Annotated in this window: 25 protein-coding genes and 1 riboswitch; of the genes, 16 read left to right on the forward strand and 9 right to left on the reverse strand. The window is 66.2% G+C overall.

Annotated features, from left to right (window positions below):
* Nucleotides 1-104 precede the first annotated feature (104 nt).
* Nucleotides 105-947, reverse strand: a complete 843-nt coding sequence (locus ACPEES_RS15865; protein WP_435104523.1) for a phosphotransferase — start codon at nucleotides 945-947, stop codon at nucleotides 105-107.
* Nucleotides 948-974: 27 nt separating this feature from the next.
* Nucleotides 975-1,070, forward strand: a riboswitch (TPP riboswitch).
* 46 nt (nucleotides 1,071-1,116) lie between these two features.
* Between ACPEES_RS15865 and thiB the strand changes: the two genes are divergently transcribed.
* Genes thiB through ACPEES_RS15880 form a run of 3 tightly spaced genes read left to right on the forward strand, consistent with a single transcriptional unit; the run spans nucleotide 1,117 to nucleotide 4,272 of the window.
* On the forward strand, nucleotides 1,117-2,094 hold the full coding sequence (gene thiB / locus ACPEES_RS15870) for a thiamine ABC transporter substrate binding subunit (RefSeq protein ID WP_435104524.1): 978 nt from the start codon (nucleotides 1,117-1,119) through the stop codon (nucleotides 2,092-2,094).
* A complete protein-coding gene (locus ACPEES_RS15875) occupies nucleotides 2,070-3,647 on the forward strand; it encodes an ABC transporter permease subunit (RefSeq protein ID WP_435104525.1) in 1,578 nt (525 codons plus the stop codon). The genes thiB and ACPEES_RS15875 overlap by 25 nt, the downstream gene beginning before the upstream one ends.
* Entirely contained in the window at nucleotides 3,640-4,272 is a 633-nt protein-coding gene (locus ACPEES_RS15880; RefSeq protein WP_435104526.1) for an ATP-binding cassette domain-containing protein, read from the forward strand. Before ACPEES_RS15875 ends, ACPEES_RS15880 begins: the two co-directional genes overlap by 8 nt.
* A gap of 403 nt (nucleotides 4,273-4,675) precedes the next feature.
* Here ACPEES_RS15880 and ACPEES_RS15885 read toward each other — a convergent pair whose 3' ends face one another.
* Entirely contained in the window at nucleotides 4,676-4,828 is a 153-nt protein-coding gene (locus tag ACPEES_RS15885; RefSeq protein ID WP_435104527.1) for an entericidin A/B family lipoprotein, read from the reverse strand.
* A gap of 816 nt (nucleotides 4,829-5,644) precedes the next feature.
* The gene (locus ACPEES_RS15890; RefSeq protein WP_435104528.1) at nucleotides 5,645-5,851 is read right to left on the reverse strand and encodes a hypothetical protein; all 207 of its coding nucleotides are present in this window, start codon (nucleotides 5,849-5,851) and stop codon (nucleotides 5,645-5,647) included.
* A gap of 223 nt (nucleotides 5,852-6,074) precedes the next feature.
* Between ACPEES_RS15890 and ACPEES_RS15895 the strand changes: the two genes are divergently transcribed.
* From ACPEES_RS15895 to ACPEES_RS15905, 3 genes are read left to right on the forward strand one after another with little or no spacing between them, the layout of a single operon-like run.
* The gene (locus ACPEES_RS15895) at nucleotides 6,075-7,085 is read left to right on the forward strand and encodes a methionine ABC transporter ATP-binding protein (protein WP_435104529.1); all 1,011 of its coding nucleotides are present in this window, start codon (nucleotides 6,075-6,077) and stop codon (nucleotides 7,083-7,085) included.
* Nucleotides 7,082-7,744: a methionine ABC transporter permease gene (locus ACPEES_RS15900; RefSeq protein ID WP_435104530.1), complete on the forward strand. Its 663-nt coding sequence runs from the start codon at nucleotides 7,082-7,084 to the stop codon at nucleotides 7,742-7,744. Before ACPEES_RS15895 ends, ACPEES_RS15900 begins: the two co-directional genes overlap by 4 nt.
* Nucleotides 7,745-7,783: 39 nt before the next feature.
* Nucleotides 7,784-8,569, forward strand: coding sequence for a MetQ/NlpA family ABC transporter substrate-binding protein (locus tag ACPEES_RS15905; RefSeq protein ID WP_435104531.1), 786 nt, complete (start codon nucleotides 7,784-7,786; stop codon nucleotides 8,567-8,569).
* Between the two features lie 56 nt (nucleotides 8,570-8,625).
* On the opposite strand, the gene ACPEES_RS15910 is transcribed toward ACPEES_RS15905, so the two are convergent.
* The 4 genes from ACPEES_RS15910 to ACPEES_RS15925 all read right to left on the reverse strand — a co-directional run bounded on the left by ACPEES_RS15910 (nucleotide 8,626) and on the right by ACPEES_RS15925 (nucleotide 13,651).
* A complete protein-coding gene (locus ACPEES_RS15910) occupies nucleotides 8,626-9,498 on the reverse strand; it encodes a class I SAM-dependent methyltransferase (protein WP_435104532.1) in 873 nt (290 codons plus the stop codon).
* A gap of 741 nt (nucleotides 9,499-10,239) precedes the next feature.
* Nucleotides 10,240-11,622, reverse strand: a complete 1,383-nt coding sequence (locus ACPEES_RS15915; protein ID WP_435104533.1) for a uracil-xanthine permease family protein — start codon at nucleotides 11,620-11,622, stop codon at nucleotides 10,240-10,242.
* Between the two features lie 536 nt (nucleotides 11,623-12,158).
* Nucleotides 12,159-12,845, reverse strand: coding sequence for a tRNA (N6-threonylcarbamoyladenosine(37)-N6)-methyltransferase TrmO (gene tsaA / locus ACPEES_RS15920; protein ID WP_435104534.1), 687 nt, complete (start codon nucleotides 12,843-12,845; stop codon nucleotides 12,159-12,161).
* A 44-nt stretch (nucleotides 12,846-12,889) separates the two neighbouring features.
* Nucleotides 12,890-13,651 carry a dienelactone hydrolase family protein gene (locus ACPEES_RS15925; protein ID WP_435104535.1) on the reverse strand — a complete coding sequence of 254 codons (762 nt, stop codon included), beginning with the start codon at nucleotides 13,649-13,651 and terminating at the stop codon, nucleotides 12,890-12,892.
* A gap of 216 nt (nucleotides 13,652-13,867) precedes the next feature.
* Between ACPEES_RS15925 and ACPEES_RS15930 the strand changes: the two genes are divergently transcribed.
* Nucleotides 13,868-14,230 (forward strand): hypothetical protein, encoded by a 363-nt coding sequence (locus ACPEES_RS15930; protein ID WP_435104536.1) that lies wholly within the window; start codon nucleotides 13,868-13,870, stop codon nucleotides 14,228-14,230.
* Between the two features lie 25 nt (nucleotides 14,231-14,255).
* Here the strand turns inward: ACPEES_RS15930 and ACPEES_RS15935 are convergent, their stop codons facing one another.
* Complete coding sequence (locus tag ACPEES_RS15935; protein ID WP_435104537.1) at nucleotides 14,256-14,465, reverse strand: hypothetical protein; 210 nt, start codon at nucleotides 14,463-14,465, stop codon at nucleotides 14,256-14,258.
* A 181-nt stretch (nucleotides 14,466-14,646) separates the two neighbouring features.
* On the opposite strand from ACPEES_RS15935, the gene ACPEES_RS15940 reads away from it, so the two are divergent.
* Nucleotides 14,647-14,988, forward strand: coding sequence for a hypothetical protein (locus tag ACPEES_RS15940; RefSeq protein WP_435104538.1), 342 nt, complete (start codon nucleotides 14,647-14,649; stop codon nucleotides 14,986-14,988).
* Nucleotides 14,989-15,133: 145 nt separating this feature from the next.
* Here ACPEES_RS15940 and ACPEES_RS15945 read toward each other — a convergent pair whose 3' ends face one another.
* Complete coding sequence (locus ACPEES_RS15945; RefSeq protein ID WP_435104539.1) at nucleotides 15,134-16,081, reverse strand: esterase-like activity of phytase family protein; 948 nt, start codon at nucleotides 16,079-16,081, stop codon at nucleotides 15,134-15,136.
* A 204-nt stretch (nucleotides 16,082-16,285) separates the two neighbouring features.
* Here ACPEES_RS15945 and pdhA point away from each other — a divergent pair, with 204 nt between their 5' ends.
* From pdhA to ACPEES_RS15985, 8 genes are all read left to right on the forward strand, one after another.
* A complete protein-coding gene (gene pdhA, locus ACPEES_RS15950; protein WP_435104540.1) occupies nucleotides 16,286-17,365 on the forward strand; it encodes a pyruvate dehydrogenase (acetyl-transferring) E1 component subunit alpha in 1,080 nt (359 codons plus the stop codon).
* Complete coding sequence (locus tag ACPEES_RS15955; protein ID WP_435104541.1) at nucleotides 17,358-18,338, forward strand: alpha-ketoacid dehydrogenase subunit beta; 981 nt, start codon at nucleotides 17,358-17,360, stop codon at nucleotides 18,336-18,338. Before pdhA ends, ACPEES_RS15955 begins: the two co-directional genes overlap by 8 nt.
* Complete coding sequence (locus tag ACPEES_RS15960; protein WP_435104542.1) at nucleotides 18,335-19,549, forward strand: dihydrolipoamide acetyltransferase family protein; 1,215 nt, start codon at nucleotides 18,335-18,337, stop codon at nucleotides 19,547-19,549. The genes ACPEES_RS15955 and ACPEES_RS15960 overlap by 4 nt, the downstream gene beginning before the upstream one ends.
* A 131-nt stretch (nucleotides 19,550-19,680) precedes the next feature.
* A complete protein-coding gene (locus ACPEES_RS15965) occupies nucleotides 19,681-20,715 on the forward strand; it encodes a sodium:calcium antiporter (RefSeq protein WP_435104543.1) in 1,035 nt (344 codons plus the stop codon).
* Nucleotides 20,716-20,816: 101 nt separating this feature from the next.
* Nucleotides 20,817-21,341, forward strand: a complete 525-nt coding sequence (locus tag ACPEES_RS15970) for a type 1 glutamine amidotransferase domain-containing protein (RefSeq protein ID WP_435104544.1) — start codon at nucleotides 20,817-20,819, stop codon at nucleotides 21,339-21,341.
* 138 nt (nucleotides 21,342-21,479) lie between these two features.
* Complete coding sequence (locus ACPEES_RS15975; protein ID WP_435104545.1) at nucleotides 21,480-22,142, forward strand: LysE family translocator; 663 nt, start codon at nucleotides 21,480-21,482, stop codon at nucleotides 22,140-22,142.
* Between the two features lie 28 nt (nucleotides 22,143-22,170).
* Nucleotides 22,171-22,962, forward strand: a complete 792-nt coding sequence (locus tag ACPEES_RS15980) for a transporter substrate-binding domain-containing protein (protein WP_435104546.1) — start codon at nucleotides 22,171-22,173, stop codon at nucleotides 22,960-22,962.
* Between the two features lie 87 nt (nucleotides 22,963-23,049).
* On the forward strand, nucleotides 23,050-23,934 hold the full coding sequence (locus ACPEES_RS15985) for a LysR family transcriptional regulator (RefSeq protein WP_435104547.1): 885 nt from the start codon (nucleotides 23,050-23,052) through the stop codon (nucleotides 23,932-23,934).
* Nucleotides 23,935-23,936 lie beyond the last annotated feature (2 nt).

The following is a 23,936-nucleotide window of genomic DNA, read 5'->3' on the forward strand; positions in this document are numbered from 1 at the left end:
GCCGGCGCGAACGCGTCTTGCCCCCGGGCCGCTGTGGTGCTCTGACGTATGACAATACTTCTGAGAAGATTAGTAACCTGCACTATAAGGGCCTGGCACCACGGTCACCGCTGCCGGCGTCCGACACGCTGCTCGCCGGGGACACCGGCGAGCAGCCGTCTGGCCCGGACCTGCAAGCGACGGTCGGCCCCCGCCTCGCGCACACCCCACCACAGGCACTCCAACGCCCTGGCACACCACCGCGCGCGCCCGAGTCCCTCGTCCACGCGGCCGGCGTCCAGGGCCTCGAACGCCGGCAACCCCCGGATGGCCGACGCATTCACGCCGAATTCGTCGTGCAGGGCTATCGCGTCGAACCAGGGAATGCCGCCCCCCGCATACTCCCAATCGAGCACAGTGAGCGCGCCGTCATCGCCGACACACAAGTTGCCCGCATGGAGGTCGTGGTGGCAGAGACAACGCGGCACGGCGGGCAACGCGGCGAGCTCGTCGTGCAGACGTGCCAGCAGCGGCTGCATCGCGTCATCGAGTCGGGCAGCATAGGCACTAAAGAGCGCATTGTAATCGAACGCGGGGGGATCGGACAGGCGCTGCCACGACGCGACCGCGTCCATCAGGGCGTTCATCAGCGTTCGTGACAGCTCCGCCGGCTCGCCGTGCCAGGCGAACAGGCACCAACCGGTCATGGGCCGATTGTCGATGACGCGCGGCGCCCATGGCGCCTCCGCGATCCCGTCCAGAACCGCCGCCTCCCGCAACCGATTCACGCCGAAGGCACGTTCCGGCGGGGCATTGACCCGCAGCACCCAGCGCGGCGTGCCGGCACGGTCCTCGCCCAGCAGCAACCGGTTGCTCGTTCCGCCATGATCCAACGGCAACCACCGGCTCACGGCGCCCGCCAGCACTTCCGTGGCTTCCCGCGTTGCCCGTGCCATGTCGGTAGTCACACCCAATATGCTCCGATATCATCAAGCGTTGGCCCATCGGGGTGCTGCGACACCGCGGCTGAGAGTTTACCCGTTGAACCTGACCCGGATCATACCGGCGTAGGGAATGAGGCCGCGGGAGGCAGCATGGCACCTCCGGCGCGGCGCCCGCGCCGTGAGGAGATGCGACATGCGCCGAGCGCTCGCCTTCGCGACTACCGCCCTGCTCGCCACCTCGGCCGCCGCGGCCGATCTCACCGTCTACACCTATGATTCGTTCGTCTCCGAGTGGGGGCCCGGACCCAAGCTCGAGGACGCCTTCGAGCAACGCTGCGATTGCGACCTCGCGTTCGAAACGGCCGCCGACGGCGTGAGCATCCTCAATCGCCTGCGCATGGAAGGCGAGACCACGGACGCCGATGTTGTCCTCGGGCTGGACAACGCGCTGATGACCGTCACCCGCGAGGCGGGACTCGTCGCCGAGCACGGCATCGACCTCTCGGGGCTGGACGATACCCTCGCCTGGTCGGACGACACCTTTGTGCCCTTCGACTACGGTTATTTCGCGTTCGTCTACGACAGCGAACGCGTCGCCGAGCCTGTGACCTCCCTCGAGGCACTGGTCGACTCGCAGGCCCGCGTGATCTACCAGGATCCACGCACCAGCACACCGGGTCAGGGCCTGCTGCTGTGGATGAAGCGGGTGTACGGTGACGACGCCGCGGATGCCTGGGCACGTCTCGCCGGGCACACCGTCACCGTGACCAGCGGCTGGTGGGAGGCGTACAGTCTGTTTCTCGAAGGCGATGCGGACTACGTGCTGAGCTATCACACCTCACCCGCTTACCACCGGGTCACCGAAGACGAAGATCGCTACCGCGCCGCGCGCTTCACCGAGGGACACGTAGCGCAAATCGAGGTCGCCGCACTCAGCGCCTACACGCGGAACACCGCACTGGGGCGGGATTTCCTGCGTTTTCTCGTTTCCCCCGAAGCCCAGCGCATCATCCCGGTGACCAACTGGATGCTGCCGGTGATCGACGGCGTCGACCTGCCACCGGCGTTCGATACGCTCATCGAACCGGAACGTCTCGACGTGGATCCGCAGACCGTCGCCGACCGACGCCGCGCCTGGTTGCGCGAATGGCGTCGGGCCGCCGCACGTTGAACCGCCCCCGACACCGTGGCGCGACGGCAGGTTACGCCGCGCTCGCCGCCGTAACGGGGGTAACCATCGCCGCCTTCGCGGGACTGGCGGGCTTCGCCGGCCAGGGGCCGGAATGGTCGCTGCTCACCGACCCGTATCTGCTCGCGGTGCTCGCGTTCTCGCTGAAGCAGGCGGGCATCAGCGCGGCGGTATCGGTAGCGCTCGCCTGGCCGGTGGCGCGGGCGCTTTACTATCACCCCGCTCTACCGGCACGTGGCGCATTCCTCGCGCTGTGCCTACTGTGCTTCGTGATGCCGTCGCTGGTCCTGGTAACCGGGTTGGTGGCGTTACTCGGTCATTCGGGATGGCTGTCGCCCTGGCTCGGTGAGCACTGGAACCTCTACGGACTGAACGGCATCGTCATCGCTCACGTCTATCTCAACCTGCCGTTCGCGACACGCATACTCCATCAACAGCTGGAAGGCACGCCACCGCGGGCCTGGCGGCTGGCTCGACAGCTCGGTCTCGGGCCCTGGCAGCGCCTGCGCGTCGTCGAATGGCCTGCGCTGCGCCCGGCGTTGCTGCCACTCACCGGCTTCATCGCCGTGCTCTGCTTCAACAGCTTCTCGGTCGTGCTCGCGCTCGGCGGTGGCCCCCGGGCGACGACGTTGGAGGTCGCGCTCTATCAGGCGTTGAAATACGACTTCAATGTGCCCGAAGCACTGACCCTGGCCTGGATCCAGCTCGTCATCGCCGGCAGCGCGTTTCTCGCCCTGACCCGGCTGGGTGAGTTGCGGCTGCTGAGCCGCGCCGGGGGGGATACCCCGCGACCGCAACCGAAGCGGGCCATGCGTACCCTGCACGCACTCGTCTACGCGGGAACGTGTACCGTGCTGCTGGCACCACCGCTCGCGATCGCGCTACGCATCCGCCCGGACACCCTGATGAGAACGGACTGGAGCAGTCTGCTGATCCCGACCGGCTACACCCTGGGCCTCGGCCTTGCCGCGGCAACCGCCGGCATGGCGCTCGCCTATCTCGTCGTGTTACCGGTACGCGGTGCAGCATCGCCACGCGCGCGGACACTGCTCGACTGGCTGGCGAGCCATACCCTGATCGCCCCGGCGATGGTGCTCTCCGTCGGTGTCTACGTGTTGCTGATCCGCCGCGTGTCCATGGACCTCTGGGGGCTGCCCTTGCTCGCCGGCCTCAACGCCCTCGTCGTCCTGCCCTACGCCGTTCAACGGTTGCGTCCACGACTGCTGCAGTACGACCGGGAGTACCGCCACCTTGTACGTTCGCTCGATCTCGACCGAATCACCGCCTGCCGGGTGCAGTGGCCGTACATTCGCCCGGTGGTACGGGCCACATTCGCACTGGTGCTGGTCCTGGCCATGGGGGATGTAGCCGTGTTCGCCATCTTCGGCCAGCCGGAGTGGACCACGCTGCCCTGGCTCATCTACCGCTACGCAAGTACCTACCGGCTGGACAGCGCTGCGCTTGCCTCGCTGCTGCTGCTGGCGCTGTGCGCGCTCGCCGTAGCGTTGCTGGAACGAGGGAGCTCGCGTGCTTGAAATCGACGACGTCGCGGTCGAACGCGACGGCTATGTGCTTCGCTACACGCTCTCCGTCGCCCCCGGTGAGGTCGTCGCCCTGCGCGGGCGCAGCGGCATCGGCAAGACCACACTGCTCGACACCGTCGCCGGGTTCATCCAGCCCGTGCACGGCGACATCCGGTGGCAGGGTCAGTCACTGCTCCAGCACCCTCCCGAACGCCGCCCGGTGAGCCAGCTCTTCCAGGACCACAATCTCTTCGAGCACCTCACCGCCTGGCGCAACCTGCAACTCGGCTTCACCCGTCCGCGCCCGGACCGTGATCTGCGCGATGCCGCTCGCGCGCTCGACATCGCGGACCAGCTCCACAAGTTGCCGCCGATGCTCTCCGGCGGCCAGCGCCAGCGCCTGGCCCTCGTACGTACGCTGTTGCGCGAGCGTCCTCTGGTGCTGCTGGACGAACCCTTCGCCGAGCTGGACCCGGAAACGCGGCGCCAGACTCTGGCATGGACCCACAAGACAGCCCGGGACCGCGGCAAGACAGTGCTATTGGTCACGCATCAAGACGAGGATGTCTCCGACATGGCCGACAGGGAAATTCGGCTGGGGGAATCCGGTGAGCGACCTGCGTCACGTTCATGTTGACAACCCGGTACACCGCAGCCGCATGCGGGTGTCATGGGTTTTTCACAGAAGCTGTGGATAACTCTGTGTAAATCTCGTAGAGACTATCCCCAAGTCCCTGCCAGCAGTGGCTTGGCGTCAAATTGGCGAAACTTTGCACAAGGATCGATAAAAAACGACAAAACAAGGAGTTACGATGTTTTCCTCCATGTTTTCGCGGACACGCAGCGTCAGCAACTTAGCCACATGGCCGGAGGCAGGCGCTTGTGAACAAGTCTCTCCCCAAAGGCCTTGACATCGCTTCTGTCAAGGGTCGAAACGCTCCGGGTCGGTCCCGACGAGAGGCCATCACCTGCCCTCCGGACAAGCGATGGCCGTAGGCTCGAAACAGACGCGCTCATCGTCGCGTCTGCGGCAGCTACTCCTACTCGTCGTCTCCCTGGGCCTTTTCTTCAATGGCTTCTCCGGCGCTTTCCACGTCCTTTCCCACGCCTTCCATGGTATTGCAACCCGCGAGGCCCAATAGAAACAGCGTAGCCAGCGCGACACCGAATGTCCGACGCAGGTTCGTGAACATAGCCTTACTCCGATTGCGGTTCTCCGGCTCGTCCACACGGCCTTGATAGCACCCTGTGGACCCCAAGATGCCCTGATCCACAGGGGGCATATCGCCCCGGAAGACACAGAGCCGGTGCGAAGAGAATGAAACAAGACACCCTGTATATGATTCAATTTGCCGCGCATGACAAGGGACGGGCTGCAAGTTTTCCACGATGCCTGGGGGCAGAGCTGTGGATAAACCGTATACAGGCGCCCTAACTGGATGACCTGAAGCGGGATTCCGAGGTTGCTCAATAGTTGATCAAACGTTCACCTGCCCGTGCGGCGGCCAAGACTCGAAGACTCAGGCAACGGTCGCGGTGGCAACGCCACTGGGCGCTACATCGCACGGCCTACCAGAGCGAACAGGCGGTGTCGGATAGGTGGTAGCCAGTACGGCCCAACGGGTGACGGAGGTCGACGCCGTCAAAGCGCTCGGGAAGGACGTTGGTGGCCACGTCGCAGCGACTGTCGCGGGCCTGTCATTCACTGTGGATGGGGGCGGGAAAGCCCAAGAACTCCAGAACTCCGGGGTTGTCGCCGGCGGTACCAGTCAGGCTGCAAGGAGTGAGTTTGGTGATTCCGGATGAACGACGAGTAACACGACCCAGGCGACTGGCAGGCCTGACCCGAAGAGCCGGCGCCGTGTTGGCGCGGCGTGCCACAGCCCTGGACCGTGTGGAGTTTTCCACGGTCATTGGGGGCAGATCTGTGGATAACCCGTATATATGGCCACTAAACGCATGACTCGGGACGTGTTTCAGAAATCGATCATTTTCTGACCGACGGTGGATCAGATCTGATCCACCGTTCCGCCCTCGAGCAGCACGCGCAGCGCATGCGCCTCCGCTTCCGAGCCTTCGTCATAGCGGCGACCGGCACGACGCAGTGCCCGGCGTGCCTCGGCGAGGCGGGCGCGATCTCCGTGGGGGTCGCGCAGCATGCCGAAGGCGGCCACGACGGTGACGACAGCGGCGATCAGGAACGAGAAAACAGCCATGATTGGGACTCCCTGGATATCTGCTGCGAGTTTGATGACATGCTATCGTGCAGCGCAGCATAGGCCCGAATCGCGGCGTGCACATTTGCTGTGACCGCCCGGCACAAGCGCTCCGACGGCCCCGGTGTGACCGCTGTCAGGCATTCGTCTGCGAAATCGTTCCGCTATCGGTATAATCCCGCGTCCGGCCATTCGACCCCACCCGCACCCAGAAGGATGGCAAGTGATCGAATTCGAGAACGTCCACAAGGCGTATCACGTAGAAGGCCGCGACGTGCCGGCCCTTCAACGCATCGACCTCACCGTCGAGGCTGGCGAAGTCTATGGCGTAATCGGGCACTCCGGTGCCGGCAAATCCACGCTGCTGCGGCTGATCAACCTGCTGGAGCGCCCGAGCGGTGGTCGCATCCGCGTCGATGGCGAGGACGTCACCGACTACCGCGGCGCCGACCTGATGGCCCTGCGCCGGCGCATCGGTATGATCTTCCAGCACTTCAACCTGCTCTCGTCGAAGAGCGTCGCCGACAACGTCGCGTTTCCCATGCGGCTTGCGGGAACGTACAGCCGCTCCCAGATCCAGCGCCGTGTCGACGACCTCCTCGCCCGTGTCGGCCTGAGCGACCAGGCGCGCAAGTACCCGGCACAGCTCTCCGGCGGCCAGAAGCAGCGCGTGGGCATCGCCCGGGCGCTGGCCTGCGAGCCACGGATACTGCTGTGCGATGAAGCCACGAGCGCGCTCGATCCACAGACCACGCAGTCGGTACTGCGGCTGCTCGGTGATATCAATCGCGAGCTCGGCCTCACCGTGGTGCTGATCACCCACGAGATGGGTGCCATTCGCACGATCTGCGACCGTGTCGCCGTACTCGACGGCGGTGTCGTGGTCGAGCAGGGCAACGCCGCGGATGTCTTCCTCCACCCGAAGCATCCGACCACCCAGCGCTTCGTGCTGGAGACCGAACATCTCGACGAGGAGGAGCAGAACGAGGACTTCGCCAAGGTCCCGGGACGCATCCTGCGCCTGACCTTCCGCGGCGAGGCGACCTACCGGCCTCTGCTCGGCACCGTCGCACAGCGGACCGGCGTGGATTACAGCATCCTCAACGGCCGCATCGACCACATCAAGGACACGCCCTACGGCCAGCTCACCCTGTCGCTGGTCGGCGGCGACGTGGACGCAGCGGTCAGGGAGCTGAACGCCCCCGACGTGGACGTGGAGGTGCTGCGCCGATGAGTCTTTTCGAGAACGTGAACTGGGGCGACATCGCACTGGCGAGCTGGGATACCCTGCTCATGGTCGGCGGCTCGCTCGCCTTCATCGTGCTCTTCGGCCTGCCGCTGGGGGTACTGCTGTTTCTCACCGGCCGGCACCAGCTCCTGGAGCAACCGGCGCTCTACGGCGTGACGTCGTTCGTCGTGAACGTCCTGCGCTCCATCCCCTTCATCATCCTGTTGATCGTGATGATCCCGATCACCGTGATCCTCGTCGGCACATCGCTCGGGGTTCTCGGTGTCATCCCGCCGCTGGTCGCGGCCGGAACGCCGTTCTTCGCCCGGCTGGTCGAAACCTCGTTGCGGGAAGTCGACCGCGGCATCATCGAGGCCACCCAGGCCATGGGCGCCTCCACCCGGCAGATCGTGCTGGGTGCACTACTGCCGGAAGCCCTACCGGGCATCATTGCCGGGGTCACCGTTACCGCCATTACGCTCGTCTCCTATGCGGCGATGGCCGGCGTCGTGGGCGGCGGCGGCCTCGGTGATCTCGCGATCCGCTACGGCTACCAGCGCTTCCAGACAGACGTCATGGTCGTCACCGTGGTGCTGCTGGTCGTGTTCGTGCAGCTGCTGCAGATGCTCGGCGACCGCCTGGTGCTGTATTTCAGCCGGCGCTGAGCCGGCTTCGACACAATCACAAAGCCAAGGAGACTCACTATGCGGCTCAAACATATCGTCGCCACGATCGCCGCCGCCGGCGCGATCGCCACTTCCGCCCACGCCGAGGAAACGCTCAGCGTCGCGGCGACCCCCGTGCCCCACGCCGAGATCCTGGAGTTCATCGCCCCCAGGCTCGCCGAGCAGGGCGTGGAGTTGGACGTGAAAGTCTTCACCGACTACGTCCAACCCAACCTGCAAGTGGACCAGGAGCGCCTGGACGCCAACTTCTTCCAGCACAAGCCCTATCTGGAGGAGTTCAACGACGGGCGCGGCACCGAGCTCGTGCCGGTGGTGGGCGTGCACATCGAGCCCTTCGGCGCCTACTCCGAGAGCGTGGACAGCCTGGATGCGCTGCCCGAGGGCGGGAGCGTCGCGATCCCCAATGACCCCACCAACGGCGGGCGTGCGCTACTGCTGCTCCACGAGGCGGGGGTGATCACGCTGAAGGACGCGGACAACATCCTGGCGACGCCGGATGACATCGCCGACAATCCCAAGGGCCTGGAATTCCGCGCGCTGGAAGCAGCCATGCTGCCGCGCGTACTCGGCCAGGTGGATCTCGCGCTGATCAACACCAACTACGCGCTCGAAGCAAGCCTGAATCCCCAGGAGGACGCGCTCGCCATCGAGGGCTCGGAGTCGCCCTACGTCAATTATCTGGTGGCGCGGCCGGACAACCGCGACAGCGAAGCCATGCAGAAGCTCGCCGACGCGCTGACCAGCGAGGCGGTACGCGAGTTCATCGACGAGGAGTATGAAGGCGCCGTCGTCCCTGCATTCTGACGGTCGTCGCGAACGCCCGGCGGCGGTATCCGCCGCCGGCACGTGTCCAGCCCGGTTCAGGTCGTCTCCGGCCGCCGCGCGGTCACGGTCCAGGAGCTCGAGTCCATCACAATGCGGCCGTCCTGCTCATAGGGTGCGAGCACATCCCGCAATGCCTGCTCGATCTCTTCGCGGCGTCGCTCCGCCTCGTCACCGGCTTCGCGGAAGACCTCCCCGGCCGGCCCGAGCGCGAGCTGGAAGCGCATCGCCTCCTCCACCGAATCGCCGACGGTCACCGGGCCATCGATGCGTTCGAACGCGATGTCCTCGAATCCCGCGATCTCCAGTTGCTTGCCCACCACCTCCGGATTGGCCATGGAGAACGGCCCGGGTCCGCAAGTGCGGGCGTCCTCCCCCGGCGGCGGCAGAAAGTCCAGCACGACCTGCTTGGGCAGTCCCAGCCAGGGGTTGTCCTCGATATCCCGCCAGACGATGAACATGAGCTCCCCGCCCGGACGCAACGCCTTGCGGATGTTCCGCATCGCGGCGACGGGATTCTCGAAGAACATCATCCCGAACCGCGAGAAGCACAGATCGAACTCCGGCTCGAAGGGATAACGCTCGACGTCGGCGGCGACGAACTCGACATTGGTCAGGCCTGCGTCGGCGACATCCGTCCGCCCTTTCTCGAGGAAGCTGTCGACGCAGTCGAGCCCCAACACGAAGCCTTCCGGCCCGGTCATCTCCGCCAACCGGATGCTGGTGTCGCCCCAGCCGCAACCGACGTCGACGATGCGCGAGCCCGGTGCGACCGTGAGTTTCCCCAACGGCACCTCGCTGTGATAACTCAACCCACGCATGAGGATATGGCGGAATCGTTCGAACTTCTCCGCGAGGGTATCGTTCCAGAACTCGACGTATTCGCTCATCGGCGTCGATGTTTCCGCCATGCTGCGTCCTCCTCAATTCGACCGGCACACCCGCAGCCACCGCGGCATCCGCACCGACACATGCCGACGCGAGGCCGCGGCCTCACCCTGCACCCGCGCTGGGCAGTATAGCCACACGTGTGCCACCTGCCCGTCCACCCATCGTTCGCCGGCCGTCGAGGTCATCGTGGGGTCGGCACATTGTTCACAGAAACTGTGGATAACGATGTGGGTAATTCGTAGATACGCCTCGCAAGCCCCTATCAGCGCACACTCATTGTCAGATTGGCGAAATATTGACCATCAACATCAAGCAATCAGAAAAACAATAAGTTACTAATCCGATCATGGGTAATGCCACGTGTCAGAGCGCTTGTGCGATTCGGCTGCCAGGCGCGCGAGCGAAGGCGTGGCAACGCTCACGTCGAGTGAGCGCAACGCCGCAGCCGAATCGCACAAGCGCTCCCTTCGGGCGAGGCTGTCGGGCGCTCTCGCGGCGTTGCTCGTCGCTCATGTAGCGCTTGCTACACCACGCGCCTCGCGCCTTGCGAGAACGCCCGACAGCCTCGCTGACATGTGGCATTACCCATGATCGGATTAGTAAGAACACCTCTTGACAACAAGCTCTGGCTCGAAGCCCATCTGGCCGACCGGCAGTCGCACACGCCCCGCCTGTGCACAAACCGGCCGATACCCAAACTAAAGGCCGGCTCCCGCCATGCGGGGCCGGCCTTGTATACACGCGCACCGAATCGCGCCGGGTCAGTCCGGCTGCACGCTTTCCTCGATGGCCGCCTCGGTCGCGCTCTCTTCGTGGTCGCCGGGCTCAGCGCTCGGAAGGACAAGATTCAGGATGATGGCCGTCAGAGCACCGGGGATGAGCCCCGACTCCAGCATGGACTGCACATTCTCCGGCAGCCCCGCGTAGATGTCAGGGTGCTCCGGCAGGCCCAGCGCCACGGCGAGCGTCATGCCGATAATCACCATATTGCGCTTGGTAAAGCCGATGTGGCTCAGCATCTTGATACCGGCACTGGCGATCATGCCGAACATGATGAGCACGGCACCGCCCAGAACGGCGTTGGGAATCGCGCCGACAAGCGCCCCCAGCTTGGGAAAGAGCCCGGCGAGAATCAGGAAGCCACCGCCGAGGGCGACCACGAAACGGCTCACCACCCCGGTGAGGGCCACCATGCCGACGTTCTGGGAAAAGCTGATCTGCGGAAACGCGTTGAACACCGACGCCAGCACGGTACTCAGGCCGTCGGCCATCACGCCGCCGGTGAGCTCCCGGTGGGTGGGCTCGCGGTCGGCGCCGCCCACGGTAGTCCCCACGATATCGCCGATGGACTCGGAGACGGTGACCAGGGACAGCAGCACCACGGGGATGATCGCGCTCAAGTGGAACTCGATGCCCACCTCCAGCGGCATGGGCACAGCGAACCAGCCGGCGCCGGCCACATCGGAGAAATCCACGACCCCGGTCGCCGCGGCGACCACGAAGCCGACCACCAGTCCGGCCAGCGGCCCGATCTCCGACCAGAAGCCACGCGCGTACTGATGCAGGCCGATGGTGATGGCGAACACCAGGGCGGCGAGGCCGAGGTGGTAGGCGGCACCGAAATCCGGCGCACCGAAGCCACCGCCAACGTAAGCGAATCCCACGGGGAGCAGCAGAACACCGATCATGATCACGAAGCACCCGGTGACCACCGGTGGGAACAGGAACCGTACCCATCGCAGACACAAGCCCACCAGCGCCATCGCGATACCACCGGCAAGTGCTGCGCCGAACACCGCAGGGATGCCGAGATTGCTCGCGATGGGGATCATGACCGGCACGAACCCGAAGCTCGTGCCCATGACAATGGGCAGGCGCGCACCGATGGGGCCAACGCCGAGAGACTGAATAAGCGTCGCGATGCCGGCAATGAACATCGCCGCCTGGATCAAGGCCGTGGTCTCCGCCGGCGGCAGATCGGCAGCGCCGGCGATAATCACCGGAACGGTGACGTTACCCACGAACATCGCGAGCACATGCTGGATGCTCAGGGGAACCGCCCGCCGCAGCGGCGGCATGTAATTGACGTCTTTGCGCTCGTCCGGCGCGTTCGCGGGAGCTGTCTGGCTATCGGTTTGGGTCATGGACTCTCTCTCCTCGGCAAGATCTCGAACCCACGGTGAGCCGCGCCCGATATGCGTTGCTTGTAATTGTCTCTCACCGGTGTATACCCGCCGGTGCCATTCCGGCTTCTCGGCACACGTAGCAACATCCTTTCTGACCCCCGAGTTATTGTCAACAGACTTGTATTCAGAATTGTTGCCATTCGTCTACGAGAAAAGTAAACCCTGAGTACAATTGTAAAACAATCGGCAACCGACATTGGCGACACTGACCGCGAACGGAGGTGATCACACCGGCGGGTGATTGACGGCACGGGCTTGGCTTCGCGGGCCAGGATCGGGGCCCGGTGCGCCTGAGACCGGCGCTATGAGGGGCGGTCGCGACTGATGGTCCACGGGGCGGCGAGCGGCGGCAGAGGCGTCGAGGGTTACCGAAACGGTCTTGGCGAATCCGGCCCGGCAGGTTGGGCACACCACCGAGTGCCGCCACCGTCGGCACCGCACGAAAACCTGTGGATACTAATCCGATCACACGTAATGCTGGGGACGCACGGGCACTAGCCCGGCCAGACTTCCTCGACCACGAAGCTTCCGGAGCGCGCATACCAGCGTACATTGTGTCCGGCAAGCGTCACGCCGTGCATGCGGCCTTCCTCGTCTCGCCGGTACGCCGGCCGCGGGTCGAGGGAGAGGACGTCGACGATCAACCGGCGCAACTCCGCCGGTGCCTGGCGCAAAGCCCGTTCGGCCGCATCGCTGAAGCACACCGGTGCGCGCCCCGGGGCCTGGTCGAACCCGGAGGGCGGCCTGGCCGCCGGCAAGGCATCGGAATAAGGCACGTACGGCTTGACGTCGTAGACTGGCGTGCCGTCCACCAGGTCATGATTGCCGAGCAGCAGGCCGCGCCGCGTGCCATCGTCCAGGATCCCCTCCAGGGTCACAGCGGATAGCCCGACGGGATTGGGCCGGAACGGCGACCGCGTGGCGAACACGCCCAGGCGCCGATTGCCACCCAGCCGTGGCGGACGGACAGTCGGCGACCAGCCCTTGGCGACATTGAGGTGAAAGCCGAACAACAGCCACACGTGGCTGCACCCCTCGAGACCGCGCAACATCTCCGGGACATCGAACGGCGGCGCCAGTACGAGCGCGGCCGCGGTAGCCGGCGCCAGCCCGGGCTGGCGCGGCGTTCCGAACTTTTCGTCGAAACAGCTGTGAATGCGGCCGATCTCCGCAAGCTCCATGGGTACTCACCACGTTTCGTTCGACCTGAGTCCCGGTCGGGTTTCTACAGGCGTTCGCCGAGGAAGTCCATCAATGCCCGCCATGACGCGAGATCCGCATCAGGGCGGTATCGGTCTCCGGACCACTCGGTAAACGCATGCGGCGCGCCGCCATAGATTTCCATGCGGTATGCCACCCCGGCCCGATCGAGCGCGCTGGCCAACGCGGTGACCTGCGCCATGGGCGCGGCGTTGTCAGCGGAACCGTGGAGCACCAGCAGCGGGGCCTGAACATTGTCATAGCTCTGCCCCTCCGGGGTATCCAGGCCACCGTGGAAAGTCACGAATCCCTGCAGCGGGGCGCCGGCACGCGCCAGCTCCAGCACCGCGGACCCGCCGAAGCAGTATCCGATCGCCACGGCGCGGCCCGGCTCCACACCCTCGAGCTCGCTCAGCTGCGCAACACCGGCATCGAGACGCTCGCGCATCAACGCGCGGTCGCCACGCAGCGCGCCGCTGCGTGCGCGCATTTGCTCCACAGTCTCCGGCCGCACGCCCTTGCCATAGAGGTCAATGGCAAAAGCGGCATACCCCTGCCGGGCGAGCATTCGCGCCCGGGTGCGTTCGTAGTCGTTCAGCCCGTCCCAGTCGTGGACGATGACCACCGCCGGCTGTGGCGAAGCGATCGCCGTATTGCGGGCGAAATAGCCCACGAACGTCTCCTCACCGATGCGGTAAGTCACACTCTCGGTGGCAATCTCCGCGTGGGCGACGCCGAGTGTCGCCATCGCAGCCAGCGCCCAACCGACCATGCCGTAACGCGTCATGCCTACCTCCCTGCCAGGCGTTGCACTACAACTCGTTGCGCTTGAGTATAGTGCCCGGTGGATACCCACACTCATCAGCACTTACTCGCACCGCCAGGGCAAGGGCACTACCCTGTCGGGGTAGCGGTGCCGGACAACCGGTAATCGCCATACCCCGGGCCATGAACACGCTGGCGCCGCGGACACGGCGTTACCCTTCACCCAGCGAGGTCGGGCATGGATCTGCACTCGCGCATTGGCTGCTGGCTGTTCGCCAGCTGGCACCTCAACCGCATGCCGCCGCCGACCACGTCGGAATTGCTCGCGCGTCGCCGGCGCTGGTGCCGTGACCACTGCGGCGAATTCGCCGCCCGATGGTTCGCCCTGGGCGCCGGCTTCTGGCTGTTTTTCATGTTTCCCCTGCGCCCGGCGTTACCGGGCGAGGCGGCTTACGCGTGGCCGGGCATCGCGGCGCTCGTGGCCTTCGTCATCGGCATCTGGTACATCGTTCGCCAGATCTATGCACAGTCGAAAGTGGGCCCGCCGCCCATCGACCCGCCGGTGAACCTGCACGACGACGACCACGACCGCCGGCGCTGACCGTCACCGCCGGCGCGGCCGCAGCCTATTCGGCCTCGCGCGTTCGCATATCGAGATACCCCTCGAGCACCTCCAGCAACCGCCGCGCCTCGGCGAGGTGATGCGGCTCACCGGTATCCTCGAAGGCCTTCACGTGCTCGCGCGCGTGTCGGGCGTAGTCCGCCGCGGCCTCCAGGGTGGTCGGGCCCTCCTCCCAGCTATCGGGAGGTGCCCCCTCGTCCTCCGAATCCGCCATGGCACCGTCTCCCATCGCGATTGCCTTCTACTCAGCCACGCCCGTGCCAGAAGCGCAAGCACCGATTCATTGTCACCGGGTTGAAAAAAATCGTCCCGCCTCCATCTGTCCATGTACGGACAATTTGCACGAGACTCAATTGCCCGTGTATCAACTAACGACCAACGTTGGAGATCTGGTCATGAAGGCACTGAGCATTGCAGCCACTGTCACCGTCGGGCTCCTGGCCGGTACCGCGGCACATGCAGCGGACGTGTACGACCACCTCGTGTCAGGGCAGTCGTTCCACGAGACTGCGGCGGTCGCTGACGTCGCCACGCCCGCGGCAACGCGCTATGGAGCGGCAGGCCCCGACACGGCAGAAGCCCTGATCCTCGGCCTCAGTCACGCCGAGGCAGTCACAAAGGGCGTGCCCCGCCTGAAAGCGGCGGCGCTGCAGGGCGAACGCTCCTCGACCCCGGTCGCCGAGTTCGGCGCGTTCGAACGGGCACGTCGCGGCGTGAGCTTCAGCGAAGGCACTTAAGCCACGCGCGCGTAAAGGTTGTTGAGGAATCCGCAGGTGGGTGAATCGACGCCGGGACTCCCCGGCGTCGTCGACGGCCTGATGCGACACTGCCGCTCACGCACGGAGCCTCCTCGCCATCGCCTCAGTCGGTGTCGGCGCGTGCTCAGGTGCCGCCGGCGCCGGCTTCTGTCCGGAAGCACGCCAGCAACGTACGCTGAAGCGTGCTGAAATTGTCGTCGCTCACCATGAGATAACGACCCGCACCGAGCGCGGCCAGCCCCTCGAAGTTGTCGAGGTGCCACCCTTCCCCGCCCGAGAGTCGCGCTAGCGGCGTAACCGAGATCCCCTCCGATGCGCGCCAGCGAATAGACTTGAGTGTTATCACGATGGGGCGAAGCGGCGAGTACGCACGCTCCAGCGCCAGATAGCGCCCGGGACCCGCGGGCGCAAGCGCGGTCAGGGCGCTGTTGGCCTCCGCCGCAAGCGGATACGCGTGGACGCGGCCGCCGGGTTCCGACCAGATGGGTGTCGTCGCGCCGTCGCCCGCGGGTCCACGCTCCAGCCCGACGAGCCGTTGCCGCCCGGCGCCGGCGAGCGCCTCCATGCCCGTGTTGTAGCCCGCATCCCGCACCGGCTCCGGAACACGCGGAGCACCCAGCAACCGCCCCTGGGTATCGTAGGGCGCAATACGGTGCTCGCGCTCGAAACTGATCCACAGTCGCCTTCCCTCGCTGGACGCCTCCAGCGCTACGCCCTCGGCATCCGCCGAATCTCCCTGCAGCGGCCGACCGGCACGGTCGTGCAACGGAAAGCTCGCCCGCAGCTCCACACCGACGAGGCGTCCGGCGGCGAAGCGCGGCCGCCAGTGATGCACACGCCCGCGGTCGGAAACCGCGTACACAGTGGCGGTGTCCGCGTCCCAGGCGAGACCGGAGATGCCGCCCAGCGGCGCGCCGGCGGGCGTTGTTCGCGGCAGCCACAGCGCTCCGCACCAGCGGATGCCCCGCAGCCGCTCGATGGCATCGGGTGTGGCGAGCGTTACCGGCCGCACCGGTGCGCAGCCAGCCAGGTACACGCACAGCACCACGAGACACGCGAGCTTCCACACCACTGAATCCTGCACCTCTGTTCGTCGGATCAATGCGTTGCGCCCGCGGCGATTCGGTCACGATCGATGACGTGGAATCATCGATCCGTTCTTCCCGGCTTTCCCGTCGCTCCTCACGAACGCAGTGCCGACAGGCAGACCCGCCTCTTCTACGCTACAGATAAAGGCGAGACGCCCGACGGCGCCAGCACAACGGAGGGAGGCGACGTGCGTACCATCGCCCAGTTCGAGATCGGCTACACCGGCTACCTGAGCCACGAGCTCGAAGTCACCGAACCGCTCCCGGATTTCGCCCGCGATCCCCAGCAGCTGCTCCGTGGCTACCGCGCAATGGTCGCCGCCCGTGCCTTCGACCGCAAGGCGGTGAGCCTGCAGCGCACCGGCCGCCTCGGCACGTTCGCCTCGTGTCTCGGTGAAGAAGCGGTAGCGGTCGCCGTGGGCCTCGCCATGCACAGCGAGGACGTACTCGTGCCCATGTACCGCCATCACGGCGCCCACCTCAATCGTGGCGGCCGTATGGAGGAGCTTTTCCTCTACTGGGGCGGCGACGAGCGTGGCATGGACTTCGAAGGGCCACGCGAGGACCTGCCCATCGCGGTCCCCATCGCCAGCCAGGCGCCCCACGCCGTGGGCGTCGCCTACAAGTTCAAGTATCGGCACGAGCCGCGTGTCGCGGTCTGTGTGATCGGAGACGGCGGGACCTCCAAAGGCGACTTCTACGAAGCGCTCAACGCCGCCGGAACCTGGCAGCTACCCCTGGTTTTCGTGATCTGCAACAACCAGTGGGCGATATCGGTGCCCCGCAGCCGCCAGAGCCACGCCGAGACCCTGGCACAGAAAGCGGTCGCCGCGGGCATTCACGGCGAACAGGTCGACGGCAACGACTATATCGCCGTACGCGACCGGATGAACACGGCACTCGAGCGCGCACGCCAGGGCAACGGCCCGTCCGTGATCGAGGCGCTGACCTACCGCATGAGCGATCACACAACCGCGGACGACGCGCGGCGTTATCGCCCCGAGGAGGAGCGCACCGCCTGGGAGGCGCGTGATCCGATCGAGCGAATGCGCCGTTACCTCCACGAGATCGGCGCGTGGAGTGACGACGACGAGCAGGGCCTGGATGCCGAGTGTCGCGAATCCGTGGACGCGGCGGCGGAACGCTATCTGGCCACGGAAGCGCAACCCGCCGAGGCGATGTTCGACTATCTCTACGCCGAGCTGCCGCGCGCGCTGACTGCGCAGCGCAATGCGCTCATGGACGAGGAGGATGGCGGCGATGACTGACATGACCCTGGTGGGCGCGGTGAACGCCGCCCTCGCCCACGAGCTGGCGGCCGATGACCGCGTGCTTCTCCTCGGCGAGGACATCGGCGTCAACGGCGGTGTCTTCCGAGCCACCGAGGGACTTCTCGAGCGCTTCGGCGAGGCGCGGGTGCTAGACACGCCTCTGGCAGAAAACCTGATCGCCGGCATGGCCATCGGCATGGCCAGTCAGGGGCTACGCCCGGTCGCCGAAATTCAGTTCATGGGCTTCAGCTACCCCACCGTGGATCAGATGATCAGTCACGCGAGCCGCATGCGTAACCGCACCCGCGGACGACTGTCCTGCCCCATGGTGATGCGCGCGCCCTTCGGCGGCGGCATTCACGCGCCGGAACACCACTCGGAGAGCACCGAGGCGCTGTACGCCCACATGCCGGGGTTACGGGTAGTCATTCCCTCCTCACCCGGACGCGCATACGGGTTGCTGCTGGCCGCCATCCGCGATCCCGACCCGGTGGTGTTCCTGGAGCCCAAACGGATTTACCGGCTGGTCAAGGAAGACGTCAGCGACGACGGCGAAGCACTGCCCCTGGACGTATGCTACGTGCTGCGCGACGGCACGGACCTGACGCTGATCTCCTGGGGCGCCATGGTCCACGAGACCCTGCAGGCGGCAGCGCAGCTCGCCGAGGAAGGCATCAGCGCCGAGGTGATCGACGTGGCCACGGTCAAGCCGGTGGACATGGAAACGATCCTGGAATCCGTGGGCCGAACCGGCCGCTGCGTGATCGTTCACGAGGCGCCGCGTACCGGCGGCATTGGTGCCGACATCGCCGCCGGTCTCGCCGAGGAGGGGTTGATGAGCCTGCTGGCCCCGGTTCGTCGGGTCACCGGTTACGACACCATCATGCCGCTGCTGCGGCTCGAGCAGCGGTACATGCCATCGGTGGCGCGCATCCTGCGCGCCGCGCGGGAGGTCATGGAGTTCGCATGAGTACGTTCAAACTGCCGGATCTGGGGGAAGGGCTTATCGAGGCGGAGATCGTGGAATGGTTCGTTCAGCCCGGGCAGACCATCGAGCGCGACGTCCCCCTGGTCTCCGTGGAGACGGACAAGGCGATCGTGGAAATCCCGAGCCCGCAGGCGGGCGTGGTCAGCGAACGCCTCGGCGAGCCCGGCGACGTGATCCAGGTTGGCGACCCGCTGGTGGTCTTCGGCGACACCGCGGAAGCGGGTACCGGGACCCCGGAATCGTCACGAGCAGCAAGCGAGAAACCGCGTGCGCCGGCACGTGCAGCGACGGTCGACTCGGCCACCGACGAGGCGACGTCCTCGGCATCGGGGCGGGAGACGAAGGACAGCGGTACCGTCGTGGGTGAAGTCCGTTCCGGCACCGAACGCATCGAGGAGCGTGCGAGCGTGGTCGGGGAAAGTGCCCGTGCCACGCCGGCGGTTCGCGCACTCGCGCGGCGGCTCGACGTGAACCTGGCGCTGGTCACGCCCACGGGGCCCGAGAACACCATCACCAGCGCCGACGTGCAACGCGCTGCGCAGGATCACGACGACGGCGGCAGCATGGAACCATTGCGCGGGGTTCGCCGGGCCATGGCCCGCACGATGACCCGCGCTCACGAGTCGGTCGTTCCCGTGACCGTCTCCGACGACGTGGACATCGACGCCTGGCCCGACGGCACGGACATAACGCTGCGCCTGGTACGCGCCATCCGTGCCGGCTGCCGTGCCGAACCGGACCTCAATGCCTGGTACGACGGGCGCACGATCGCCCGCCGTGTGATGGACCACATCGACCTCGGCATCGCGGTGGACACCGAGGAGGGCCTGTTCGTGCCGGTGTTGCGCGACGTCGGCAATCGCGATGACGCCGACCTCCGCCGCGGGCTCGACGCCCTGGTGGCGGACGTGCGCGCCCGCAGCATTCCCCCGGAGGAGATGCGCGGCTCCACCATCACGCTGTCCAACTTCGGCACCATTGCCGGGCGGTATGCGGACCCCGTGGTGGTACCACCGACGGTGGCGATCATCGGCGCCGGCCGCATCCGCCCCGAGGTCATCGCCGTCAAAGGCGAGCCGGTCGTGCACCGCGTAATGCCGCTATCACTGTCGTTCGATCATCGCTGTGTCACCGGCGGCGAAGCCTCGCGTTTTCTGCGCGCGATGATGGACGACCTCTCGCAGGCGGAGTGACCGATACGAGACGCGAAGGCGAGACACGGACACGACGAGCGCCGGACGACGTGACCACCGTCCGAGGTCAACGGTAACGCCTGCGAATCCTCGCCTGATATCCTGCCGGTTTTTGCGCAGGGGCCGCTGTCATGCCGACCGAGGATCCTCCGCTGCTGCTGTCGGGCGGTGTGTTCGTCCTCGCCGCCGCGATCATTGCGCTGCTGGGCACGCGCCTGAGCGACCGCGCCGACCGCTTCGCCGACCGCACCGGCCTCGGCGAAGCGGTGGTGGGGGCGGTCATGCTCGGGGCCATGACGTCACTGCCGGGTATCGTCGCCTGCGTGACACTCGCGCTCGACGGTCGCGCGGCATTCGCGGTCTCCGCCGCGACCGGGGGGATCGCGGTGCAGACCGCCTTCCTGGCCATCGCCGACGCCGTCTACCAGCGAGCCAACCTGGAACACGCTGCGGCATCCGTGCCCAACATGCTATTCGGCGCCCTTCTGGTCGGACTGCTGTCGCTGCTGCTGCTCGGCATCAACGTGCCCGACGTCGCCATCGGCCACATCCATCCCGCGAGCCTCGCCCTGCCAATTGCCTACATCGGAGGAATGCATTGGGTTCATCAGGCGCATCAACGGCCAATGTGGCATCCACGGATAACCCATGTCACCGAACGTGACGTGCCCGACGAAGCCGCCCGCCACGAACCGCTCGGGCCGCTGGCGTTGGACATGCTGCTCACCGGCTTGGGCGTGGCGGCCGCCGGGTGGGCCGTCGCATGGTCCGGCGAGGCCGTCGCCGACGCCACCGGCCTCAACGACAGCCTCATCGGCGGCACGCTGGTGGCGATCAGCACTTCGCTCCCCGAGCTCGTCACCACCGTCGCCGCCGTACGCCAGGGGGCGCTCACCCTGGCCGTCAGCGGTATCCTCGGCGGCAACGCATTCGACACTCTGTTCGTCGCGGTGGCCGACGTCGCCTACCGGCCGGGTCCGATTTTCGCGGATATAAGCCAGCGCGAACCACAGCTCATCGCCGCGAGCGCGGTCATGAGCAGCATCCTGCTGCTGGGGCTCATGCGGCGCGAGCGTTCGGGTCCGGCGAACGTCGGCGTGGAAACGCTGCTCATCGCCGCCGTCTACGCGCTGGTGCTGCTACTGCTGGCACGCGGCGGCGGATGAACGCCGGCACCCGATCACTTGTACTTGATTACCGCTGCGGTCGCTCCCATACCCACCCAGGACAGCCACACGGGTCCTCCACACCTTTCGAGGAGGTGACCATGAGCGGGCGACTGACCGGCAAACGAGTTTGCATACTCGCCGAGAACCAGTTCGAGGACATCGAGCTGCTCTACCCGCTGCACCGGTTTCGCGAGGAAGGCGCACAGGTAGTGGTGATCGGTCCGGAGAAGACGCGCTACACCGGCAAGCACGGCTGCACCGTGGACGCCGATCTCGCCGCCGCGGAAGGCGCCACCCACGAGTTCGATGCGGTCATCGTCCCCGGGGGCTACGCCCCGGACCACATGCGCCGCAACCGCGACCTCCTGGAAATCGTGCGCCGCGCCGACGGCGCCGGACACCCGGTCGCCGCCATCTGCCATGCGGCCTGGGTACTGATTTCCGCACGCGTCGTCCAGGGCCGGCGAATGACCTGCTTCTGGTCGATACGCGACGACGTGATCAACGCCGGCGGCGAATACGTGGACGAGCCCGTGGTGATCGACGGCCACCTGATCACCTCGCGGTACCCGCCGGATCTTGGCGACTTCTGCCGGGCGATCATCGAAGCCAGCGAGGATTAGCGCCCGGTACTCGGCTGTCGGCGCCTCTGGCAAGGCGCTCTGCCCGGCCAGCGCTCGGGGCGGGCCTGATGGACCGTCACGGCGTCGGGCATTAGCCCGGCACCGCTTGCCAGGACACGATTGCGTGGGCAACAATCCGTGCATGCACGAAGCACGATTCGCCCGGTGACCGGCGTGATCAACCCCAACCTGCTCTACGCATTCATCCCGACCTTCTTTCTGGTCTCGGTAACGCCCGGCATGTGCATGACGCTCGCGCTCTCCCTTGGCATCACCATCGGCGTGCGACGGGCGCTGTGGATGATGCTCGGCGAGCTCGCCGGCGTCGCGTTGGTCGCCGTGCTCGCGGTTGTCGGGGTCGCGACGCTGATGCTTCGCTATCCCCTTGCCTTCGCCACCCTGAAGTACGCCGGTGGCGCCTACCTGATGTGGCTGGGGCTCCAGATGTGGCGCTCCCGGGGCCGGCTATCCCTTCAGGTCGAACCCGACGCCGATGAGCGGGCCCCGAGCGCCGCCGGCCTGGCCGCCCAGGGCTTCGTCACCGCCGTTGCCAATCCCAAGGGATGGGCATTCGTGATCGCCCTGCTGCCACCGTTCATCGATACCAGCCTGCCCCTGACACCGCAGCTCGCCGTGCTCGTGGCCGTCATTCTGGTCCTGGAGTTCGCGGCCCTGCTGCTCTACGCCAATGGCGGTCGCGCGCTCAGCCGGATTCTGGAACGCCGCGGCAGCGTCCAGACGCTCAATCGCATCGCCGGCACGTTAATGGTCGGCGTCGGCATATGGCTCGCCCTGGGGTGAGCACGCAATCCCACGGAGGAGAGTAACGTTGCACAACAACAAGCTGATCACCGCAGTCTCTCTCAGCCTCGTCGTCACCGGCGTTGCACATGCAGCGAGCGCCGACGAGACATCCACCCTCGATGACGTTCAAGCCGCCGGCGAGGTGAGAGTCTGCACCACCGGCGACTACAAGCCGTTCACCTACTGGAACGCCGAGACCGAGTCCTTCGAGGGCATCGACATCGACATGGCCGAGAATCTCGCCAGCGCTCTCGGCGTGGAGACGCGCTTCGTGAAAACTTCCTGGCCAACGCTGATGGAGGACTTCACCGCCGGCAAGTGTGACATCGCCATGGGCGGCATCTCGGTGAAGCTCGACCGCCAAGCGCAAGCGTACTTCAGCGATCCCTACCTGGCCGGTGGCAAGACCCCCATTGCCCGCTGCGACGACGTGGAGCGCTTCCAGCGCGTCGAGCAGATCAATCAGCCGGACGTGGACGTGGTGGTGAACCCGGGCGGCACCAACGAGCGCTTCGCCCGGCGCGAGCTCGCCGACGCCAACATCATGGTCCACGACGACAACACGACCATCTTCGGCAAGATCGTCGACGGCACCGCCGACGTCATGGTGACCGACGCCATCGAGACCGAGCTGCAGGCCAATCTCAACGCGGAGCTCTGTGCCGTCCATCCGGACGCGCCGTTCACCTACTCGGAGAAGGGTTACCTTCTACCCCGCGGTGACGACGTCTGGAAGGCCTGGGTCGATCAGTGGCTGCACCTGGTGCGCAAGACCGGCGAATTCGAGTCGATCTACGCGAAATGGGTGGAGGGCTGACGGCGGCGCCGGCGCCCGACGCTCACCTGCATCCGCCGGCCCGGCACGCTCCCGGGCCGCCGCTCCACTCCGGGAAACACGCTCGCAGTGCTGGACGACGTCAAACACCTGCTCGCATTCGCCACCGTGGTGGACAATGGCTCCTTCGGTCGCGCGGCCGAAGAGCTCGGCCTCTCGCCCGCTTCCGTGAGCCTCTACGTCGCCCGGCTGGAGAAACGCCTCGGCGTCGCACTGCTCTACCGCAATACCCGGCGATTCTCGCTGACCGAGGATGGCGAAAGAACCTATGCCAGCGCCAAGGAAATGCTCGCCCTGTACGCGAACACCGTCGGCGATGGGGGTGAAGAGCATTCGGCCCGACTCAAGATATCGGTACCCGCGACCTTCGCGGACAGTCCTTACATGGACGCCATCTCCGCGTTCTCCCATCAGCATCCGGACATTTCACTGACCGTGCTCTGCAGCGACCGGCGCGCCGACCTGGTGGCCGACAGCGTCGACGTCGCCATCCGCGTCGGCTCACTACCCGACAGCAGCCTGAAAGCGAAGCGCATCACCGCGCTGGCACGTACCGTCATCGCCAGCCCGAACCTGCTGCAGCGATATGCCTCGATTTCGCATCCCGGCGAACTCCAGGCCATGCCCTGGATCGGGCTGCTCATGCGCCCGGACCGGCGGACGTTCACGCACACCGACGGCGAGCAGGTAACCATCCGGTATCGCCCCCGCATCAATGTCGACAACGTCAACGCTGCCTACGCGCTTACGAAAAACGGCGTTGGGCTGTCGGCGCCCCCCACGTACCTCGCCCGCGAAGGCATTGCGCGCGGGCTCGTCACCGAAGTTCTGCCCGAGTGGTCGCTGGAACCGCTGGAAGTCTTCGCGGTCTGGCCCGCTAACCTGCCCCGTAGCAGCGTCGCCCACCGCCTCATCGAGCACTTGTGTCGCGAGATGACCCCGGACGCGCAATGAGC

Source organism: Arhodomonas sp. AD133, from assembly GCF_051195215.1.
Classification (GTDB): domain Bacteria; phylum Pseudomonadota; class Gammaproteobacteria; order Nitrococcales; family Nitrococcaceae; genus Arhodomonas.

What these genes read in the sequence shown, in the direction of transcription:
- thiB (WP_435104524.1), top strand. Translation starts at nt 1,117, where the DNA reads ATGCGCCGAGCGCTCGCCTTCGCGACTACCGCCCTGCTCGCCACCTCG.
- ACPEES_RS15940 (WP_435104538.1), top strand. Translation starts at nt 14,647, where the DNA reads ATGAAGGCACTGAGCATTGCAGCCACTGTCACCGTCGGGCTCCTGGCC.
- ACPEES_RS15935 (WP_435104537.1), bottom strand. Translation starts at nt 14,465, where the DNA reads ATGGCGGATTCGGAGGACGAGGGGGCACCTCCCGATAGCTGGGAGGAG.
- ACPEES_RS15910 (WP_435104532.1), bottom strand. Translation starts at nt 9,498, where the DNA reads ATGGCGGAAACATCGACGCCGATGAGCGAATACGTCGAGTTCTGGAAC.
- ACPEES_RS15965 (WP_435104543.1), top strand. Translation starts at nt 19,681, where the DNA reads ATGCCGACCGAGGATCCTCCGCTGCTGCTGTCGGGCGGTGTGTTCGTC.
- ACPEES_RS15885 (WP_435104527.1), bottom strand. Translation starts at nt 4,828, where the DNA reads ATGTTCACGAACCTGCGTCGGACATTCGGTGTCGCGCTGGCTACGCTG.
- ACPEES_RS15875 (WP_435104525.1), top strand. Translation starts at nt 2,070, where the DNA reads ATGGCGTCGGGCCGCCGCACGTTGAACCGCCCCCGACACCGTGGCGCG.
- ACPEES_RS15900 (WP_435104530.1), top strand. Translation starts at nt 7,082, where the DNA reads ATGAGTCTTTTCGAGAACGTGAACTGGGGCGACATCGCACTGGCGAGC.
- ACPEES_RS15915 (WP_435104533.1), bottom strand. Translation starts at nt 11,622, where the DNA reads ATGACCCAAACCGATAGCCAGACAGCTCCCGCGAACGCGCCGGACGAG.
- ACPEES_RS15960 (WP_435104542.1), top strand. Translation starts at nt 18,335, where the DNA reads ATGAGTACGTTCAAACTGCCGGATCTGGGGGAAGGGCTTATCGAGGCG.
- ACPEES_RS15955 (WP_435104541.1), top strand. Translation starts at nt 17,358, where the DNA reads ATGACTGACATGACCCTGGTGGGCGCGGTGAACGCCGCCCTCGCCCAC.
- ACPEES_RS15890 (WP_435104528.1), bottom strand. Translation starts at nt 5,851, where the DNA reads ATGGCTGTTTTCTCGTTCCTGATCGCCGCTGTCGTCACCGTCGTGGCC.
- ACPEES_RS15970 (WP_435104544.1), top strand. Translation starts at nt 20,817, where the DNA reads ATGAGCGGGCGACTGACCGGCAAACGAGTTTGCATACTCGCCGAGAAC.
- ACPEES_RS15930 (WP_435104536.1), top strand. Translation starts at nt 13,868, where the DNA reads ATGGATCTGCACTCGCGCATTGGCTGCTGGCTGTTCGCCAGCTGGCAC.
- tsaA (WP_435104534.1), bottom strand. Translation starts at nt 12,845, where the DNA reads ATGGAGCTTGCGGAGATCGGCCGCATTCACAGCTGTTTCGACGAAAAG.
- ACPEES_RS15925 (WP_435104535.1), bottom strand. Translation starts at nt 13,651, where the DNA reads ATGACGCGTTACGGCATGGTCGGTTGGGCGCTGGCTGCGATGGCGACA.
- ACPEES_RS15905 (WP_435104531.1), top strand. Translation starts at nt 7,784, where the DNA reads ATGCGGCTCAAACATATCGTCGCCACGATCGCCGCCGCCGGCGCGATC.